The organism is Nocardia sp. JCM 38205, from assembly GCF_058222935.1.
Genome location: NZ_JBYHFL010000004.1, coordinates 698053 through 717666 on the forward strand (window position 1 = coordinate 698053; position 19614 = coordinate 717666).

The window sequence follows — 19614 nt, forward strand, 5'->3', positions numbered from 1 at the left end:
CGAGGAGATGGACGGTTCGCTGTTCAGCCCGGTCGTGGAGCTGCGCAGAGCCTTCGAAGCGCTGCCCGGTTTCCTGCGGACTCCGATCGAGCTGGTGGTGTTCGGCGGGGAACTCCCCCGTGCCGACATTTCCGGGTTGCGCCGGCTGGCGGCCGAGTTACGTGCCCGCAGTGCAGAACTGGACGGCCACTCGGCCGATCTCGCCAGCCTGGTGACGCAAGAGGATTCGGTCGGCGAGATGGCCGAGGAGCTGCGTACGATGCTGAGCTCCTATCGGAAGGACGCGGCCCGGCTCGGCAAGGATGTGGACGCCCTGGCCGATCAGGCGCAGGGGGCGGCCAACGACGCGGAGAAGTGGCTGTGCGTGATGTTCGCGTTCGGAATCCACTTGGCGTGGCGGATCTACGGTTTGATCGCCGCCGCCACGGCGGCGGGTCCGGCCGGTCCGGTCGCGGCCGCGCCTGCGGTGCAGGCCACCCTGGCCGAGGGCCGCGCCGAGGTCGCCGTGATGCGCGCGGGCCTCAATCAGGCCATTCGGGCGGGTGGAGCCCAGGTGGCCGCCCGACTGAGCGGCTTGGGGCCGGCGCAGTTCGCCAAGTGGATGGGCATGGCAGTGGCGCTGCCCGTGGGTGTCGACGCCGGTGTGCAGGCGCTACAGGTCGCAACTGGTGACCGAACGCTCGAGATCATGGGATCGGACGGTTCCAACCCCACGGGTATCGATCTGACGTCGATCAAGGTCGCCGCTCTGGCCGGTGCGGGCGGTGCGGTCGGCGGCATGCTCGCGGGCCGGTTCGCTCCGATGGTGTTCCCCCAGATCGCGTCCAGTCGGTTGGCCATGGGTGTGGTCCATGGTGTGGCCGGGGGGATCTCGGGCCTCGCCGCGGCCTCCTTGGTCGCGGGCTGGCCGCAGCACTACGAGCAGGTGCTTGGGCCGCTGCTCAACGGCGCTTTCGCCGGAGGCGTATATGCTCGAAGCGCCCGCCCGCCCGCGGTCGACGGCGGAGGGGCGTTCACGCCACCCGATGCCGTCTCGGCCGGGCAGGACGGGAAGGCCGCAGCGCCTCGGCCACCGGTCACGGTGTCGCCGGAATCGAAAAAAGCGTGGAACGACGCGCGGCAGGCATGGAAGCCGGTTGCGGCGACCGGGAATTCCACGCAGGCCCCTGCCAGGCCCCCTGCCGAGGGCGCGGGTATGGCCGAAGCCGCGCAGCCACAATCGCAGAGCGGGCAATCGGCACCGGCATCGGCATCGGCATCGGCATCGGCATCGGCCGACGGTGCCGGTGCCCGGACGGCCAGGGCGACCGATGGTCGGACGCCCGAGGGTTCCGGTGATCGAGCGCCCGAGGGCACCGGCAGCCAAGCACCCGAGGGAACCAGCACCCGAACACCCGAGGGAACCAGCACCCGAACACCCGAGGGAACCAGCACCCGAACACCCGAAGGGACCAGCACCCGAACACCCGAAGGAATCGGCGGTAGAGCAGCGGGAGCGCAGACCACTGCCGGTGCTGCGGCATCGGATTCCGCGCCCGCTCGGCCGCGTTCGGATGCGACCGCGACAGCCGAGCGGCCGCCGACGGAGAAGTCGGCCACTGCCGGGCGAGCGCCCGTGCCTCGGGCCGAGGCGGGAGAAACCTCGCCGCCGCCGAATGTCCCGGCGAGTGCACGTCCGGACGGCGAGGTTCCCGGCAAGGCCGTTCTCCCGGCCCGAGAACACACTGCGGTCGCGGACGGCGCCGGCAACGCGGCGCCCGCACGCCCCCATCCGGTCGCCGACGACGCAGCCGGGCCGTCGCGAGTTCACGACGAGCATCGATCGACGAGTGACGGAGAACAGCCGACTCCGCTGCGGAAGGCCGCCGGCGAACACGAACCGGACAATCCCGCGGACTCGCATCGAACCGACTCGACCGGTGACGGCGCCGAAGCGGCTGCGGCGGAAACTCATTCGTCTCCGATTCGCAACGAGGACGGTGCCCCCGCCTCCGATCAGGGCGGTCGGACCGACGGAGCCGATGCGTCCGCCGGTCCGGCGCGTAGTAATCGCGATCGGGCGGTCGATCTGCTGGCCGAATACCATGCGGCCTCCGCCGACCATATACCGGAAGGTCAGCGCCTGCGCAACCTACCCGACGACGTGTTGTCGGCCGGTTTGCGCAGCGGCGATGAGCACCAGTCGATGCTGGCGACGGTGGAGATCATCCGGCGTGGCACGATCGATGCGGACACGCCGGACGGCATGGTGTTGTGGGTCGCACAGGCCGAGGCCGTCTACACGCTGGCTTCACGTCCGGTGGAAATGAAGCCTGGACAGGGCAAATCGCTGGTATTCATGGCCGCTGCGATACAACGTGCGGTGCAGCACGGCGATGTTCTGCTCGTGACCACGGCCGATGGGCTGGCCCATCGTGAAACCGAGGCCTATCGGAAGTTGTTGGCCAACTTCGATATCGATGTGTTCCGGGCCGACCAGGAGAGCGGCTTCGGGCCGATCACGAAGGGGCGGCCGGCGGTGGTGGTCGCGACCGGCGAAACAGTCGGGCACTTGGCCAATGCCGGCATCAAACCCCCACGGCATGTGTTGATCGACGAGTTCGACGCCGTCATCGACCGTGGAGAACGGCAGTTCCTCCGGTCCGAAGGTCCCGAACAAGCGGCGCCGGAGGCCACGGCGAAGCAGGTTTTCGACGCGCACGACTTCCTCGCGAAGGCGATCGCGAACAACAAGCTGTCCCATGAGGATTTCGGTCTCGCGCGAATTGCCGAGGAAATCGGCGTGCACGCCGACGGCACACCCGAAATCCTCTACTGGTACGACGGTCAACCCGAGCTCACGCCCGGGGGGCGGGCAAAGCTCGAGGCGCTGCCCGGCGGCAAGGACTGGCTGGAGGGAATGGGTCTCTCCCGGCTGGAGACCGCGGCCCACGCCGAATTTCTCGTCCGCAGAGGCGTCCACTACGAAATGGACGCGGGCAAGATCGTCATCATCGATCAGGCCGAGCACGGACTGCAACGGAACCCGAAGACCTCGAGCGAGTCCCGGTGGAGCGCGGAGCCGGGCAAGGCAAGCCTCGCGCAAGCCATCGAGGCGAAGGAGTTCCGCGCGGCCGCGGCTCGGGGGGAGAGTCCCGAGCAGCATCAGATCATGGTGCGCGCGGATGCGGAGTCGGCCAAACGCATAGATTCGGTCGAAATCTACCGTGTCGGCGACAAATCCCTCTTCGATGAAGTGACCGGCGCGTCCGGCACGCTCACCGACCTGAACCCGGTGCTGAAGAAGATCTACGGACTGGAACCGGCACATGAGATCGCGCGGTCGCAGCCGCATCGGCTGGTGGAAGGCCAGCACGACGTAGTCGAAAGCACCCACGCCAAGCTGCGCACGATCGCCGAATACGCGAACGAGATGCGGGATGGGGGTGCGGGCCGGTTCCAGGAGATCCTGGTTCACCGCAACGACCTGGTCGAGCGGCAGGTGGAGGCGCTGGTACGCGCCGGCGTGCCGAGAGAGGCGATCGAAGCGGTCGACGCCAAGCGGATCATCGGCTGGGGCGCGGACTGGGAAGCCCAGCTGCAGAAGATTTTCGACGAAGCCGGTGAGCAGGGCAAGATCCTGGTGATCAACGGGCAGGGCCGACGCGGCGTCGACATCTCGGTATCGGGCGAGGTGAAGGCCAAGGGCGGCATGCATGTCTGGATCACCGAAGCGCCGGAGCAGTCGTACATCCACGAGCAGGCCAAGAACCGGACGGCACGTAACGGCCAGCTCGGCAGCGCGCAAGTGGTGATGTCGTCCCAGGATGCTCTGATTCGCAATGCCATGCACCTGCGCGGGGTCCGTGAGGCGGTCGTCCACTATGAGCAGGCCGTGGCCGCTCACGAGGCCGCCCCCACGCCCCGGACTCATGACGCCGTCGTCGAGGCGCGTCACGCTGTCCGTGAGCTGGTGCCCGAACTACAGCAGCGGGCGCTGCGGCACGCGACCGCGGATTTCATCCGGCATCACGCCTTCTCGACCGCCATGCCCGCCCTCGCCCTCGCCGAGGCCGACACCGGGCTGTACGCAGGCGACGTCGACTTCACCCGTCCGGACGTGCCGGCGGATCGGAGCGCACGCCTGGCCGGGTTGCTGGGAATCCCGGCTGAGACCGTCGCGGACCACATCGCCGTACTCGAACGCACTGGTGCGCTCGACCCGATCCATCAGCTGCTGCAACCTGCCGGTATCGCCCCGGCGGCCGCCGAGGCACTACGTCAACATGTCGATTCCACCGCTCCCGCAACGACATTGCAGCACGCTCTGTTCACCGACGAGCAGGCTGTGAACCATGCGATTCCGTTGCGGGACCGGCTCGCCGCCGGACTCGGCCTGCCGATCACCGCTGTCGATGGCGCCGAAGGTATGCGCACGCTCGATCCGGCGGTGGCCGAAGCGCGGGACGCTCTCGCCGCAGCCCTTGGTTATCCCGCCGCCGGCATCACCCCCGCTATCGCCCGGGAGATCCTCGGTGAAGCGCTCGGCGATCACTTGCGCGCCGCGAACACCGCAGAATCCGGCACGCCCGCCGGACGTAAGGTGCGTGACGAGGCCGCCGCGGGGGCAGACATTTCCTTGCCGATCGACCACGACCGCCCGAACAGGACCGCCGTGGACGCGACGGTTGTGGACACAGCAGTCGTGGATGCGGCGGTTGCGGACACGGCAGTCGTGGACGCGGCAGTTGCGGACACGGCAGCGGTGGTCCCGGCAGACGTGGACGCAGCAATCGTGGACACGGCAACCCAAGATGCCGCCGCTCCGAAGCCTGCCACGCAGACCAGCACCGTCGACCACGGGACACCCGACGACCTCGTTGCCGCCGCCTCGCGATATCTGGCGCTCTCGGCTCTGCTCGACTCGGTCGTACAGATCCATCGGCGCAGTCCCAACAGCTGTGTCAACAATGCCGTGACCGGAATGCGAGTGTTGTGCCCCGACAACGCCGACCGTTTCCGGGTGCCGCCGACCAGGCTCGGCGGATACGGCCGCGAGGATGTGCGCCAGATATTCGATGCGGGGCTCGAGCAGAGCGGGTCGCTGCAAGAGGTAGTCGAATCACTCGAGTCGCGGCCCGGCGGAATCACGGTCCTGGTCTACAAGTGGAAAGACACCCGAGCCAACGGCACCAGCACCGAGGCCGACGACCATATGGTGCTGCTGGTCAACGACAGCGCCTCAGTCGAGGCTCCGAACCTGCTCGTCGTCGACCTGGCCGCGTCGCGGGATCGTGACACCGCGAACGACTACGGCCCCAAAGACCTCCGAAATCGCGGCACCCTGCTGAACAAGGCCGTCGGCTTCGATGATTGGCTCCGGAACCAGAAACAGCGCATCAGCCTGCCGGCGGAACAACAGCGGTTCGAAACCATCGAGTTCGACCGGGACGGCAACCTGGTCCCCCGATTGCGCGCGGACGCCCCCGAGGCCGAGCAGCTGCCGCCGGACCAGCGAGTCGATGTGCCGGCGGCCCTGCAAGACGACATCAACGCGATACCCACCGGCCAACCCGGCCTGGACGACGCACTGCTGGTCCGATCGGGCGCGGCCGCAGACACACCGAACGATCCGCGCCGTGACGACCACATGTCGGCCGACGGCCGGCCCCACGAGGGATCTGACCACAGGCGCATCGGCAGCAGACCGTCGCAGAGCGCAGCCGATCCGCCGTCGCCGAATACCCGCAAGCAATACACCGTCCGGGCAAGCGACGCAGCACAGGGCCCCTCCGGCAGGGCAGGTGAAAGGGCGCGCACGCGCACCATCTCAGCGGAACGTCACCGCCTCGAGAGATTGCTGAACGAGTCGTTCAGCTGGCTGGATTCCGACGGCGTAGACATCGCGGTCATCCTCATGTCGGAACTGATTGCGAACGCCCTTGCCGATACCGACGGCAAGGTCGAGGTTGTCATTACCCAGACCGACACGGCGGATGAACGCAAACTTCGTTTCGAAGTTCACGACGAAAGCACATATTCACCCGAGATCCGCGATATGCCGGACGCATCCGCCGAACGCGGCCGCGGTCTGCCCATGATGGCGGCGGCCGCCGACGATGCCGGCATAACCGCATTCAACGACGGCTCGGGAAAATCCTCGTGGTTCGAAATCCACCGGCCGCTCACCGCAATCGATCTGTCTGCGCCCGCCGGGAAGGATCAGCCCGGAGCCCCACCGGACAGCATCGGCAGTCGGCCATCAGGGGACGCACCCCGCCGACCGTCGCCGGACAACGATCCGCAGGCCCCCGCGGTCCCGGTCGCCAACATCCGGGCTCGTCTCGCAGAACTGCGAGCGGCCGAGCAGGCGAATGCGCCCACGACCGAGCGGTCGCGGCAGTTGACCAGATTCGCCAGCGCGGTCGAGGAAATGGCGGACGCCGCTGCCGCGATGGCCCGCTCCCGCGTCGATGCTGACGACGAAACTCGTTGGCGTGCAGCGCTTTCCACTGTCAGCTCGATCGCGGCCACGATCATGGCCGCTGCCCGCGACACTGCCCATCACGACGAGGCCGTCGGAATGCTCGCCGATCTCGGTGGCGCGGTCGTCGGTCAGGTGCACCTGGTGTACTCCGCATTGTTCGACCGCATGCGGGCCGCGGGGCAATATCTGGACGCAGTCGACCACACCGACATACTCGAATACCAACGGTCGGCCCGGCAGTATGAGTCGCTGGTCGAACAGATCGATTGGCTCGATGCCCTGATCGCGGTCCTGGAGCGCGCGTCACCGAAAGACCCTTCCCTGCAGTACCGATCGCTGATCGACACGTTCCCGCATGACCCGGCCGCCCGTGCCCTCGATCCGTCACCGCTGCAAACATGGCTGACGCAGGAGGCGACCAGTAGCGCAGACCGGTCGATCGAGCTGGACCAGCGGGCCGCAGCCGCCGAACAACGCCATCGAGCCGCCTTGGCCGCTGTCGGTGACCTCGACCGGCTCCTGATCCCCACCGACCCTGGCGGGCCGGTCGACGCGCAACAACCCGGCTCCATGACGGATGCGCCCGCGTCGCCCGTCGCTGCACCGGACGGGTCGCCGCTGGCCAACCAATTCGCCGAGGACCCTCCGCACATCCAACAGCTGGCACGCACGATGCTCGCCCGGCAACCGGCCGATATGGCCCAGTTGGTCGCCGACGCACAGATCGTGCTGTTCGGTGAGACCCACACCAACCCGGCAGGACGGGATTTCCTCACGCAACAGGCCGCTGCGCTGCGGGCCGCCGGCGTCACCCACTACGGGATCGAGGCACCTCCGAATCCGGCCTTCGACGCCCTCAACGCGGGGGAGAACGTCGACCTCAGCGGGATCCAATGCGGGCCAGGCTTCACCAATTGGGCCGACACAGTCAAGGCCATGGCCGCTGCCGGAATCACCATCGTTCCGTTCGATGTGCAACGACCCTCGTCATCGAAGGGTTCGCCCCTGCGTGACGTACGCGAATCGCATATGGCGCAGGTCATCACCGAAACGATGCGGGCGCCGGGCGCGAAAATGGCGATCCTGGTCGGGCTGGATCACCTCACCAGGCAACAGGAGATGTGGTCGGACGTCACCGGCGCCTATGGCATCGCACTGGCGCAACGATTGACCGACGCCGGATTCGCCACCAGAACGGTGGCGATGTGGGGTGGCGAACCAGATCAGCGCGAGGTCGTGGACGACGTCGCACGCCGCCTGGGCCTCGGGGACGAAACCTTCGTCACCGATCTCGCGGAAATGCATGGCACGGACCGCGGATTCTACTCTTGGGAATCGGATGTGCTTCTTCATATCGGCACACCGGCAACCTATTCGGCACAGGGTGATCGTCGTTTTCCAGCCCCGTCGACAAGACTCGGGTACCGGGAACCCAGCGGATCATCCTCGCTCACCGACCGCACCGCTACGGCCGCCGCGAACCAACTGCGACTGACCACGGCCGCTGATCAAGACTCGACCGGCAAGACGCACGCCGTCGCCACCGCTCGCGCGGATATCCGCCGGTTCGTCGCCGACTGGGCCAACGCGGACCAGGCACGCTCCACCGAAACTCTTGGTCGGGAATTGGTATCGATGTACACCCATACGCGAGGTGGCGGGGAGGTATCGGCGACGAAGTCGGGAACGAGCGGGTCCCGGATACTGCGCTTCGAGATATCCGACGTCGCCGCGGTGACACCGACCCCCCTCATCGTATATTCCGAGAATACTGTCGCGGAGCTGGCCCGCTACATGGCCCACCGTTTCGGCATAGATCGCCGCCGGGACGGCACCACCACGATATGGTTCGAATTCGACGAGGCCGGACCGAGTTTCAGCGACTTCGCCTTCGCCGCAGTGCACGGGAAGGAACTGCCCGACGATGACATCTGGGACGATGCCGGTGGTGAACGGCCCACCGCGCTCACTGTTGCCCCGGAATCCGACGGATCGCCGGAACGCCCTGGAATCGCGGGACTTCCGAGCATTTCCCGCGACGCTCCGCCCGTCGCGGAGCCGAGCAGGCAACTGCGGCCCGGCGAGCTCGACCGATACGCCACCACCGTCGACGCCCTTCCTCCCCTGCCGGATGGGCACGCCCGCGTCGTGCACGTCACGAGAAACCCGGCCGCCATCCCTGGGATTATCGACAACGGCTTGCGCTATGTGGATCAGGGAGCCCTGCATGGGACCGCGCGGATATTCGGGCCGAACGACGAAATCGGTTTCGACGCTCACGGTGATCCCCGGTTCACCGGGCCCGGCGCGACAGCGATAGTTCTGGACGTCCCCTACACCGAGGTCGAGCTGCACACCGATATTTCGCGAGCGCCGGGATACCTCCCGTCGACGTATCTGGTCGGCGTCATCGACGTCAGCGATCTGGCCTCCGACTCCGATCCCGGGTCAGCCTCTCACCGGACGCCCGCGGCTGAGAACGCTCCCCATCGGCCGTCGGATGCGCGATCGAACACCCGCACCGACCCATCGGACGCCCTCGACCTCCCCACCCGCAGGGCCGGCGCCGAGTCGAAACATCCCGGCGTCATGGACCCACCCGGCCGGTTCGACCCAGGCCAGGTCACCGCGTACAACCCCGACGGTTCCGGCGACGACCACGCCCACACCTCCGAACGATCGGAGCCGATCCCCGCCGACCCCGGTACCAGCGATCCAGCGGTCGCCGCGATGCGCCAACTGCTCGGCCCCCTCGCCACGCGTTTCGCGTTCGCCCCCGGTGCGCGCAGCTACGACTTCCTCGACTACGACATGCTGCGTGCCGACCTCGAGGCGTTCACCGAGCAATTCGCCGAACTGCGCGCCACCTTCGACAGCATCGGCGGCGCCGATTGGCATGCCCAGGTGATGGACTTCCTGCGCGCCAGGACCGAGGAAGCCCCGGTCGTCCGCTACGTCAACAGGTACGACGCCACCGGCCCGGCAGACCTCACCCAGCTGCTCGAGGGGATCTCCGGCGAGGTCGACAGCTCGGGCAACCTCATCCTGCGGGTACGAAGTTCCGACCGCACTCCCAGCGGCGCCGAGATGTTCGATGACCTGTGGCAGGCGATCGGCCGAGACGTCCAGAGCATCCAGGGAGCGTGGAAGGCCGAGGCAGGCCAGGATTCCAACCTCATCACGTTCAACGCGGGAATCGCGGCCGGTCTCACACCGGAGGAGGCGGCCCGCACCACCTGGACCGGGAAAATGGCCACCCGCCGCGGATTCACCGAGGTCGAGGTACTGGCGCTGGAGGGACCGCCGGCGAAGCACACTCGCGTTGCCGTGGCGTTCACACAGCCCGTGTCAGCGGGCGTCGCCGATCCGGGCACGACATCGCCCATCGCACAGCCCGATGCACCGCGCGCCGACCCCACAGGTATCGGCAGAACCGCGAATGCACCCGTGGCTGCCTCGGACGCCCTCGACCTCCCCGGGCGCCGAACCGACACCGCGCCGAAGCATCCCGGGGTCATGGACCCACCCGGGCGCGATGATCCGGGCCAGGTCACCGCCTTCAACCCCAGCGGTGACGACAGTTCGCATGCCAAGAAGAAGCCGGTTGATCCGTTGGTGGCGCGGCTGCTCGAGGTCATGGATCCGCAGCGAATCCGGTGGGTGCGCAACCGGTTAACGCTCGAGATCGCACACGACGCAGGGGCGGGCGGCGGCTCGGGCACAGCGCATCATGTCCGGCTCAGCGAGGCCCGTGGGCTGCTCGATGAACTACTCGACCAGATCACACACCCGGCCGCCGCCGACCCGGCTCGGTTCCAGCTGTTGACGCATCTGTTCCACGCGGTGGAGGCGCGGCACGCGGCCACCGGCGATGGGCGGCATCCGATCGAGAATCGGATAGACCAGCTGCGCGAGAACTTGGGTAGCGCTGATCGTCATTCGAGAGGCGCTGCGCCCACCGGCGACCCCGCGATCGACAGCACCCCGCGGCAGCCGGCCCTGTTCGAATCCGAAAAGGGGTCGACGATATATGACGAAAGGCTGCAATACGGACGCGATATCTGGGGTGAGGTCGTCCCACTGCTGACCGATGAGGAGATCGGCGCACTGCGGCACTTCACGAGGGATGCGTCCAGGGACGAGTTCGTCGCTCTGTTGGAAGGCGCGCTGCGGGGCGAGGTCGAGCCCACTCCGCAGCTCGCCCGAGCCCTCGCGGTGATCAGGAATGTTCTGGCTCGCCAACCGCTGCCGGAGGACATGGTCGTGAACGTCGGCTTGCCGGCGCATCTGCTCGACAGGACGAGTGATCCGACTGGCACTGTCATCCACATACCCGAGTTCATGCTGGCAATGATGGGCGTGCTCCCGCCGATGCAGGGCGCGCGGCTCGATGCCGACCTGGCCGTTCCGGCCGGGACCCCGGCCTTTCCGGTGTTCGTCTTACCCGACGCGCCGGCATTTCCGCGAATTCTGCTGTCGGATGGTCTGTGGGTCCGCGTCGACGGCGCCAGAGATATCGGGGACGGCCACTGGCGGCTACGTGCGACGGTCGTGCCGAAACCCGGCGCCCCGGCCGCCGACCCCTTGCCCGCGACAGCCGTGCTTCCCGCCTACACCGAGCCGCCGACAACCATCGTCCCCGCCTACACCGAGCCGCCAACGACAATCGTCCCGGCCTACACCGAGCCCGCACCACCGGTGCATCGACCCGAGCCACCCGCCCTCCCGGATCACGAAGCACCGCCAAGCCCCAAGGTCGGCAACCCGTGGGCGGCGGTGGATGTGACGCCGGCCCCAGCGCCTGTCCCGCCGAGCACGCCCGACCACCGCAGCCATCCCGACGCTCATAGCGCGAACGACGCTCCGGCTCCCGGGAGAATCGTCCGGCACGATCCCGAAACCAGCCCCGGTATCGCCGGCTGGGATCCGAATTCGACAGCATCCGTTGGACACCCCGGCGAGGCACCACCTGCGCCTGCCGACCATGCCGAACGGGCGGCCGGCCCGATCGCCGCCGTCAGCGATATCGGCGTCGGGCCCGAGCGCGGCGGCCGCTCCAACAACGAAGATGCGTTCGAATTCCGCACCGTGCACGTCGAGGGCGACGAACCGGTGCATCTCGTCGCCGTCGCCGACGGGGTAGGCGGTTCCCCCATGGGCGGGGAAGCCGCGCTCGCCGCCGTGCGTGCGGCAGTGACCGGTATGGCGCAGGCATCGACTCAGCTGGCAGCGGCCGGCGAGTTCTCGCCGATACGCGCGGTGCGACGCGGAATGTCCGCGGCCCGCGCCGCCGTCGCGGGGTTGGCCGAAAACCCGGGCCAACCCAACTCACCCGATGCCGCCACCGCACTCGCGGTCGTCCACGGCAACAAACTGGTCATCGACTGGGCCGGCGACACCCGCATCTACTGGCTCCCGATGGACGGCGGGCAACCGAAGCAACTCAACGTCGACGACACCATCGTGCCCAAACTCGTCGCCGACAAGATGCCCGAAGGCGAAGCACTCGCACTCTCCTTCTCCGGCCAACTCACCCGCTCCCTCGGACGCCCACTCCCCGACGACGCCACCTCACACGCCACCGAATTCACCCTCGACGGCCGCGGCTACATCCTCATCGCCACCGACGGCATCTGGCACGACACCTACCAAGCCGATGCCCTCACCGCCATCGTCCGCCAAGCACATGAGCAGACACCCGGCGACCACCACACCATCGCCGCCACACTCAATCAACACGCCCACACCACCGGCACGCACGACAACATGACCGACCTCCTCATCTGGGTCGACACCACCCCACCCGCGCAGCCCGACGCCGATCCCCGGCAGAGCTTCATGCGGACCGATGGGAACACCGCCACCCCACAGCCCAGGGCATCCGGCGGAACCGACGCACCTCCCGGGCCCACCGTTTCCTTGCACGACACCCTCAACCCCCTGGCTCCAGAACGACACACCCTCGTCGGCAAACTCCGCCGCTCCCTCGGGCCCGACGGACAGAGCCCCTTCTTCTTCAACCGCTTCAACAACTTTCCCGACCCGGAACCCGGCGATGGTTCGACCGAGGCAACACATGGCCCGCAGCCGCCGCGTCAGGAAGCCGCTCCGACGCGCCCTGTCGAGCCTGTCGATGATGTGTTGCGGCAGGCGGGCGAGGACGCGAAGCGCGATGCCCGGTGGTGGGAGTCGTTGACACCGCAGCAGCGGTTGGACGTGACGCACAAGGATCCGGATGCGGTCCGTGGCATGCTCGGCCTCTCGGAATCGGTGCTGGGCGAGGCGAGCCGGCATTCGATGAACAGGCGGATGATCGACCTGCGAGGTCGGCGCGCCGACCTGAGCTCGGCCGAAGAACATGAGCTGGGGAACCTGACTCTCGCGCGGTTCGACGTGGAAGACGCGAAACAGGCGGCCAACATCATGGTCCCGACACCACAGGTCGAGGTGCTCTATTTCGACGGTGCCGATGAGCGCGCGATCGTCTGGGTCGGCAACCGCGATGCGGCAACGCTGTACTGGCAGGTGGCGGACCCGGCGGCGACCTTGGCCGAGTTGGCACAGAACGTGGAGCTCGCGCGGCAGCATTTCGAGGCGACTTCCAGCACGGATCCGAACGTCGCGACGATCGTATGGCTCGGCTCCGATACCCAGTCGGGCAACCGAGACGCGCGGGCCGAGTCCGACGGACGTCGGTTGGCCCGGGATGTGGTGGCGCTCAATGCCGGTCGCGAGGCGCGCGCCGAACTGGGTGGCGCACCGAAGCCGGAGAACCATTTCATCGGTCTGGGTGACAGCGCCTCCACGATAGAAATTGCCGCTGCGCACAGCGGAATAGTCGTCGCACCCGGCGCCACCGCCTCGGCCCCGCCGATGGATACACGCACCGCCGCGCCGCGATCTCCGGACGACTCGGTTATCAGAGTTCCAATCCGCGGAGAACACAAGAACCGGGTGTATCTTGCGAAATTCAGGGGCGAACCCGCCCTGTATATCGATAAGCCTGTTGCCGGCGAGATAACTCAGGATGTCGAGATACCTCCGTCTCGGCTCGCGCGACGCGAGGTCGTCTTCTACCGCCTCGCGGAGATTTTCGGCTTCGGGATCGTCCCGGCGACCGAGTTGTACAACGACGGCGGCGAGGGCTCCCGGATGCAATACATTCGCGGCCTGCGCCATCCGCTGGCGGCCCAGGAGTATTCCTGGACCGACCGGGACATGATCACCTATCTCGACTATTTCGCCGGGAGTGTCGACCGAACGAACTCGAACTACCGCACTCTGATGATTCCCGTCGATGACCGTGCGCATCCGCTGTACCCGGGTCCGGGCGAAGAGGTCCTGGTCAAGGACGGTGCCATTGTCCGTGCCGTTCCGTTCGACCACGGCTACACATTCGGAGTCGACGAGAGGTCATTCACCACCCGCTTGCAGCGGTACGAAGCCGACTCCGGGCGGAAACCGATCGATGCCAATTCGTTCTTCGTCGCCGACGCATTGGCATCCAACCGGCCGCCCCATCCGTGGACTGTGCAGAAGCTGCTCGCGCCCGATCCGGCGGACGTAGCAGCCATGATGACGGAGTTTCAGCTCGAGCCATCCGCGATTGATCTCACGTTGCGCCGGATCGACGAGGTGCAACGCAATGGCCGCAATTACCTGCGGGGCCGCCACGACGGTGTGCTCATCAGCGGCGAGACGTGGCTGGACCTGAGCCGGTCGAATCCGCAACGCAAATGGCTTGTGCTGCGATCCCCGGCCACCGAGGCGCCGACCGCCCGCCGCGGGCCAACTCCGCCGAAGGCGTACCCGGGCTCGATGTACGGCGACCTGAATACCGGTCGCACCAACCCCGACGGCATAGAACCCCAACCACACCTCCCGTTCTCGAAGGGCGGCCCAGCGGAGGGCTACATGGCCTTCCACACCCCGCCCGGCGGCGAACCGGGCGCCGGCCCTGCGCCGCTCGAGGTGCGGTATGTGGTCCGGGAAGACGGTACCGCCCCCGGACAGATCGGCGAAGAAGGCGAACGCGTCGCCCCCGTCCCAGACGCACGCCGCTGGGCAGAAGCAACAATCGAACACACTTTCTCCTGGTTCGACAAATTCGACGACGCACGAGTCGGAATCGACGAATACGTCGCCAACTCCCTCCGCCACACCAACGGCGAAGTAACACTCACCATCAGCGAACACCGCGAAAACGGTCAACGCGTACTCCGATTCACCGTCTCCGACGACAGCAACTTCGTCCCCCGGCCCGGCGACCTCCTCGACTTCGAGGCCACCCGCGGCCGCGGACTCGCCATGACCGCCATACTCGCCGACAACACCGGCGTCACCGTCCACGACCACGGCAAACACATGTGGTTCGAATTCCACCACCCACTCGCCACGGACGATGCGGTTGACCGGGATCCCGCCGAACCGCCAGCGGCACCCGCCCCGATCGCGCACGAAGAGAAGGGCGACCACCCACGCGGAACACATTCCGGAGTTCCGGGCGAGCCGGATTCGAACGCCGACACCGGCACACCAGCCCAGGCCGAACCTTCACCTTCGCAGCTGAACCCATTCCAGATCGCGGAAGCGTTCGAGCGCAAACATCCCGGCACGACGATGACGCTGGTCGGAGCCCTGAGCGCTGAACAAGCCGATGGCTTCGCCGAGACATTCGACCGACTTCTCACCGCGTTCCCGATTCCGCTCGCCGCGGTGGAAATCTCGTTGACCGACGGGAAGAAGTTGAGCGCCGTTGCCAAACCGGCCGTTTCGAACAACGGCGTCTCGGCTGGGACGATACATTTTTCGATCGGGCGAGCCGGCCTGAAATATTTTTCCAGGTCGCACATCGAGTCGCTTGCCATCCGTAGGTTCGCGCACGCATTGATCCAGCAGGGCCGGTGGCGCGCGGAGAGTTTCGCGATCGATGATCTCCGCGCGCATTTCATCGAAAACGGCGGGAGCTCTCGCGAGGAGGATTTCCACTCGTGGTTACGTGAGCAGTTCGAGGGCGATGTGGTCCGGAACGACGGAGGGCTGTCCCAGCGGCCGGCCCTGACAGATTCCTTCGAGAAAGTGTTCTCGAAGGATCCGCACACCACATACGGACATCGGATTCTCCATCGGACGCTGACCGAACTCGCCCTGGGCCGATACGGTAGCAGTCCCGCCGCCCCGATACGTGCGATGGCGGCACCTATTCTGCGGAGTATCCGCGATTCGGAAATCGACGAGATCAAGAAGCTCCCGATCACCAAGATATCGGGACTCGACTCCGACGACATTGATCCCATGGTCGTGCGCGCAATCGGCCGTCGGCTCGCCCGCTACTTCACGGCGTTGAAAAGCCTGCAAATCGACGAAGTCACCGTTGTTCCTATGGAACCAGAGTTGTGCCTGGCGCTCGTACGCCCCATGGCCGGCGGCGGTATGGCCCTCGAACTCTCCGAAAGGTATGTAACAAACGCTGAACTCACTCGCCAGACAATCGTCGACGGTGTCGCTAACGGCTGGTTTTCCGGCCCTGGAATCGGTTCCGTAGCCGAAACCATCGACCACGAAATGGGTCACATTTTACAGCTGTTCGCAGCATCCGTCCTTACACCACCCAACCGACGCAAAGATGTCTACACGCTCGACTGGATCGCTGTCGCACCGGAACTCGTCAAGCATTTCGTCGGCACGAATCTTCCCGAGGATCTCGGCGAGTTCATCGGTTTCCTTCAACGCGAACTCAGCGACTACAGCCTCGATGCGGACGGCAAGCCGGAACCGGCCGAAGCTTTCGCCGAGAGCCTCACCGCGTGGAGTTGGCAGCTCGAGAACGATACCCAACGTATCCTGGCCGAGTTCATTATCCAGCGCGCCGTAACCGCGGATAGGCTGCTCGAGGCAGCCGCGCTTCTCCGCTCGGTCACCGGTCACATCCTCACGAACGACGGTACCGATCCGCCCGACTCTGAAACCTCCCCTGAGGCGAATCCCACCGCCCGAGCGTCGGCGCTCGGTGCCGATGGGCAGAAGGTCATGTCTCCGCCGCGGAACGTGCCCGAGGCCGCCTCGGACGTCCTGGACGTTCCCAGGCGTCAGAACGACAAAACTTCGCGGCATCCGGGAGTGATGGAACCTCCTGGCGCCCCCGATCCCAGCCGGGTCACCGCCTTCAACCCCAGCGGCGACGACAGCTCACACGCCAAGAAGAAGCCGGTTGATCCGTTGGTGGCGCGGCTGCTCGAGGTCATGGATCCGCAGCGAATCCGGTCGGCGCGCAACGGGATAACGCTCGAGATCGCACACGATACGGAGGGCGACGGCCCGGGCACGGCCCATCATGACCGGCTCAGCGAGACCCGTGGGCTGCTCGATGAACTCCTCGACCACATCGAACGCCCGACCGCCGCCGACCCGGCTCGGTTTCAGCTGTTGACGCATCTGTTCCACGCGGTGGAGGCGCGGCACGCCGCCCCCGGCGATGAGCGGCATCAGATCGAGAATCGGATCGACCAGCTGCGCGAGAACTTGGCCCGCGCTGATCGTCACCCGAGTGACGCGCCGGCCTCCGGCGCCCCAGTGACCGACAGCACCCGGCGGCAGTCGGCCCTGTTCGATTCCGACAAGGGGTCGATGAAGTATGACGAAAGACTGCAGTACGGGCGCGATATCTGGGATGAGGTCATCCCACAGCTGACCGATGACGAGATCGGCGCACTGCGGCACTTCACGGGGGATGCGTCCAGGGACGAGCTCGTCGCGCTGATGAAAGGCGCACTGCGGGGCGAGCTCGAGCTCACCCCGGAGCTTGCCAGAGCCATCGCGGCGATCAGGAACGCTCTGGCTCGCCGGCCGCTGCCGGAGGACATGGTGGTGAGCGTCGGGCTGCCCGCGCACCTGCTGGATATGACGAGCGACCCGACCGGCATCGTCGTTCGGATTCCCGAGTTCATGCTGGGAATGATGGGCGTGCTTCCGCCGATACAGGGCGCTCGCCTGGAAGCCGACCTTACCGTTCCCGCGGGAACACCCGCCCTTCCGGTGTTCGTCTTACCCGACGCGCACGCCGTGCTTCCGCGAATACTGCTGCCGGACGGCCTGTGGCTGCGCATCGACGAAGCCAGAGATATCGGGGACCGCCACTGGCGGCTACGTGCGACAGTCGTGCCGGAACCCGGCAGCGCGGCTGCCGACGGGCGCGCCCCCTTACCTGCGACAGCCGTGCTTCCCGCGTATACCGAGCCGCCGACAACCATCGTCCCGGCCTACACCGAGCCTGCCTCGCCGGCAGCGCGACCCGAAGTGCCCGCCGTGTCGGACGAGGCACGGACCACGGTGTCAACGGCCATGCCGCACAACCTCGATGCCACCCATCAAGAGCTGCTCGATTGGGCTGCGACGCTTTCCAGTACCGAGCGGCAACAGATCATCGGTGACCTCACGACCGAGCTCACGACGCGGGTAGATGCATTCCAGCGCGGCGAACAGCCGCCGGTCCCTCCGACTGTCGGCGCAGCGCGAATGCTGAATGCGGTGCTGTGGGCGGAAACCCACCATTTCCAGGCGACAACACATTCCGGCGATATCACCGACTACCCGACGCTCTATCGTGTAGCCAAGGCTCTCGCGGATCGCATCCCAGAAGCCGAGACCTTGTATGCCGCCGCCAACGCGCTGTTCAACACCGCAGGCGCTATCTCCTTCGACACATCGCTGACACCCGAGCTGTTTTCGACGCAATACAGCGAGTTGAACTTCCTCGATTCCATCCCGATGCATCTCGGGCGCATGGTCGAGCTCATGCGGAAGGCCGCCTCCACCACACCGCAGGCCAGCGGTTTTTCCTATCCTCACAACACCGTGCCCGGTTCGGCGCAGACCAAGAAACTTCTGACGGCGCTTGTCCAGATTCACGGCCTGGACCGACATTTCGCTATGGGAACCGCCGAGGGGATCGACTGGTCGATGTACCTCGACAGATATCTCATATCCAAGTCATCGAACGGCTTCGATTCGGACGTAACCCGGGCGATCAGATCGGTCGGTTCGGTGCCCGGCCGGGCGGTGGAAGCGGATGTCCATGCTGCTCTGCCGGAGCTCCTCACCCTCGCGAAGTACTACCTGACGCGGACTCTGCAGCACGAGATCGCCCTCGATCTATCGCAACGAGTCGATAGCGCATTCACAGCAGCCGCGGCGCAAGCCCCGCACCTGGAATCGCTGAACGAAGCTGCGCAGTTGGTCCGCCAGCTGCACAGGTCGATCGCCAGACTTAGCAATGAACCGGAGAAGTTCACCTATCCCCTGGCGATGCGGGACCTTGTCTTCAGGCACCTCGTGCAGAACGAACGGTTCCCACAGGTATTCGACCAACTCGTCGCCGACCTGCACCGCACGCAGTCGATCGCCGACACCGAGCCGGGCCATTTCTCGGAGTCGGCCGGTACCGCGTCTCCCGAGTCCCCGGCCGCGCCGGCCAACCATTCCGAGCGGGCGGACGGCCCGATCGCCGCCGTCAGCGATCTCGGCGTCGGACCCGAGCGTGGCGGTCGCGGCAACAACGAGGACGCGTTCGGATTCCGCACCGTGCAGCTCGAGGGCGATACACCGGTGCATCTGGCCACCGTCGCCGACGGGGTCGGCGGATCGCCCATGGGCGGGGAGGCAGCGTTGGCCGCCGTCCGCGCGGCAGTTGCTGTTATGGCGGAGGCATCGACTCAGCTCGCTTCGGCCGGCGAGTTCTCGCCGATTCGCGTCGTGCGACGCGGAATGTCGGCGGCCCGCGCCGCCGTCGCGGGGTTGGCCGAAAACCCGGGCCAACCCAACTCACCCGATGCCGCCACCGCACTCGCGGTCGTCCACGGCAACAAACTGGTCATCGACTGGGCCGGCGACACCCGCATCTACTGGCTCCCGATGGACGGCGGGCAACCGAAGCAACTCAACGTCGACGACACCATCGTGCCCAAACTCGTCGCCGACAAGATGCCCGAAGGCGAAGCACTCGCACTCTCCTTCTCCGGCCAACTCACCCGCTCCCTCGGACGCCCACTCCCCGACGACGCCACCTCACACGCCACCGAATTCACCCTCGACGGCCGCGGCTACATCCTCATCGCCACCGACGGCATCTGGCACGACACCTACCAAGCCGA

Annotated in this window: 1 protein-coding gene; it reads left to right on the forward strand. The window is 66.6% G+C overall.

The features are described 5' to 3' along the window. Positions 1-7: 7 nt before the first annotated feature. Positions 8-19614: protein phosphatase 2C domain-containing protein (locus tag AC4HOU_RS18830; protein WP_490724841.1), on the forward strand; the 19607-nt coding region annotated here is incomplete at its 3' end.